The sequence below is a fragment of the uncultured Sphingomonas sp. genome (assembly GCF_964243315.1).
GTDB lineage: Bacteria > Pseudomonadota > Alphaproteobacteria > Sphingomonadales > Sphingomonadaceae > Sphingomonas.
This window is the reverse complement of sequence record NZ_CAXTEM010000119.1, coordinates 1-2512: the sequence shown is the minus strand read 5'-3', so window position 1 is coordinate 2512 and position 2512 is coordinate 1. Positions and strand designations below refer to the sequence as shown.

General features: G+C 65.6%; 4 protein-coding genes. All 4 read right to left on the bottom strand.

Features of this window, described 5'->3' with window-relative positions; translation table 11 throughout:
• A partial coding sequence (locus ACFE77_RS16385; RefSeq protein WP_375422712.1) for a ribosome recycling factor occupies positions 1–201 on the bottom strand: 201 nt, incomplete at its 3' end.
• Positions 188–925: a UMP kinase gene (gene pyrH, locus ACFE77_RS16380; RefSeq protein ID WP_375422711.1), complete on the bottom strand. Its 738-nt coding sequence runs from the start codon at positions 923–925 to the stop codon at positions 188–190. The genes ACFE77_RS16385 and pyrH, both read right to left, overlap by 14 nt.
• Positions 926–1123: 198 nt before the next feature.
• Entirely contained in the window at positions 1124–2071 is a 948-nt protein-coding gene (gene tsf, locus ACFE77_RS16375; RefSeq protein WP_375422710.1) for a translation elongation factor Ts, read from the bottom strand.
• An 85-nt stretch (positions 2072–2156) separates the two neighbouring features.
• The coding region (locus ACFE77_RS16370; RefSeq protein ID WP_375422709.1) for a 30S ribosomal protein S2 at positions 2157–2512 on the bottom strand (356 nt) is incomplete at its 5' end.

Sequence of the window (2512 nt, the reverse complement as noted above, 5' to 3'; positions counted from 1 at the left end):
CACCGAAAGCATCCGCGGCTCGGGCGCAGACACCGTCGCGACCTGGTTGAGCGGCATGTGGCTGCCATAGACCTCGACCGTCACCGGATCGAGCAGCGTCGTCGACGCGCGGCCGGTGCGCAGGCCACCCAGATCGTGCTTCAGCGATTCGACGGCACCGGTCATGCGGCGCTCGAGATCTGCCTTGTCATAGGCCGGCATTGACGGTCTCCTGTTCGTTGCGGACGGTCGTCGAGACCCCGTCACCCGCCAACACCGCGGCGAGATTGCCGGGTTCGCGGATGTTAAAGACGACGATCGGAATATCGTTCTCGCGGCACAGCGCGATCGCGCTAGCATCCATCACCTTCAGATTGTCGGCAAGGACCCGATCGTAGCTGATTGTTTCATAACGCTTTGCCGTTGGAACCTTCTTCGGATCGGCATCGTACACGCCGTCAACGGAAGTTCCCTTGAACAGCGCATCGCATTTCAGTTCGGCAGCGCGCAACGCAGCGCCGCTGTCGGTGGTGAAGAACGGGCTGCCTACCCCCGCCGCGAAGATCACGACGCGACCCTTTTCGAGGTGGCGTTCGGCGCGGCGGCGGATGAAGGGTTCGCACACGCTAGCCATCGGGATCGCCGACTGGACCCGCGTGTCGATGCCGATCTGTTCGAGCGCATTCTGCACCGCCAGCGCGTTCATGACGGTCGCGAGCATGCCCATATAATCGGCGGTGGCGCGCTCGAACCCCTTGGCCGCGGCAGCAAGGCCACGGAAGATGTTCCCGCCACCGACAACCACGCATAGCTCATAGCCCTTGGCCTTGGCATCGGCGATCTCACCGGCGACGCGCGCGGTAACCGCGGGATCGATCGCGAGACCGCCCTCGCCCATCAGGACTTCGCCGGAAAGTTTCAGCAGGATTCGTTTGAAGCGCGGCATGGTTCTCGTTGGTCTGCGGAGGGCGGCGCGGACCTTAGGCGGGGCAGCGAAGCGGGGCAACCGGCATCCCGCGCCCATTTTCGCCCCACGCCCATCTCGACACGGCGCTGGCTGGATGAGGGCGATCCGCGTGACGTCCCTCATCGGCCCTTACCGCAAAGGCGTACCCCTCTCCCGATCGGGAGAGGGGCGTGACGCTTAAGCCTGGGGCTGCGGCTGCTGCGGCACACCCGATGCGGCCGCTACCTCGGCAGCGAAATCGGACTGCTCGCGCTCGATGCCTTCGCCGAGCTGGAAGCGGACATAGTCCTTCAATACGATGGACGCGCCGGCATCCTTGGCGGCTTTGGCGACGACGTCGGAGATCTTGGTCTTGCCGTCCATCACGAACAGCTGGCTGACCAGGGCATTCTCCTTGCGGTACTTGGCGATGCCACCCTCTACCATCTTGGCGATGATGTCGGCAGGCTTCCCCGACTCAGCTGCCTTTTCGGTCGCGATCGCGCGCTCGCGCTCGATCTCGCCTTCGTCGAGGTCGGCTTCGTTCAGCGCCTTCGGGAAGGCCGCGGCGATGTGCATCGCGATCTGCTTGCCGAGCGCCTGGAGCACGTCATCGGACGCATCCGATTCGAGTGCGACCAGCACGCCGATCTTGCCGAGACCCGGCGACGCCTGGTTGTGGACATAGGCAACGACCGCGCCCTGCGACACTTCGAGGCGCTTGGCGCGACGCAGCGACTGGTTCTCGCCAATCGTCGCGATGTTGTTGGTCAGCACGTCCTCGACAGTCGTACCCGACGGCATCGCTTCGCCCTTCAAGGCATCGACGTCGCCGCCGGTGGCCAGCGCCAGCTGCGTGACCTCGCGGACGAACTGCTGGAACTGCTCGTTCTTGGCGACGAAATCGGTTTCGGAATTGACCTCGACCGCAGCGCCCTTGGTGCCGGCGACGGCGACGCCCACCAAGCCCTCGGCCGCGGTGCGGCTGGACTTCTTGGCGGCGGCGGCGAGGCCCTTGGTGCGGAGCCAATCCATCGCGGCGTCCATCTCGCCCGCGGTCTCGCTCAGCGCCTTCTTGCAATCCATCATGCCGGCGCCGCTCTTCTCGCGCAGGTCTTTGACCATCGCTGCCGTGATATCGGCCATCGTTTCAATCCTTCTAGTCTGGATGTGGCTGCGGGCGGGAAAGGGCTTATGCCCTACCCCGCCCGCATGACTGTTATGCGACGGGTCAGGCGTCGATCTGGCGCTCGCCCTCGGCAGCCAGCTCGGCTTCGACGACGGGGTCGGAGGCCGGAACGTCGCTGTCGCCGCTGGTCTCGACCGGGGTCTCGACGACCGGATCGGTGCCGAGCGCCTCTTCCTTCGGCGGCTCCATCATCGCGCCGATGTCGGCACCGCTGCGGCGCTGCTGCTCCTGGTTGCCACGCGTCGCGGCGATGGCGATCGCTTCGCAGTAGAGGCGGATCGCGCGGCTGGCGTCGTCATTCGCCGGAACCGGGAAGGCGATGCCGTCGGGCGACACGTTGGAGTCGAGGATCGCGACGACCGGGATGCCGAGCGTGTTGGCCTCCTTGATCGCGAGCT

Excerpts from the sequence above, each read along its gene's own strand:
- tsf (WP_375422710.1), bottom strand. The coding sequence starts at position 2,071 with ATGGCCGATATCACGGCAGCGATGGTCAAAGACCTGCGCGAGAAGAGC.
- pyrH (WP_375422711.1), bottom strand. The coding sequence starts at position 925 with ATGCCGCGCTTCAAACGAATCCTGCTGAAACTTTCCGGCGAAGTCCTG.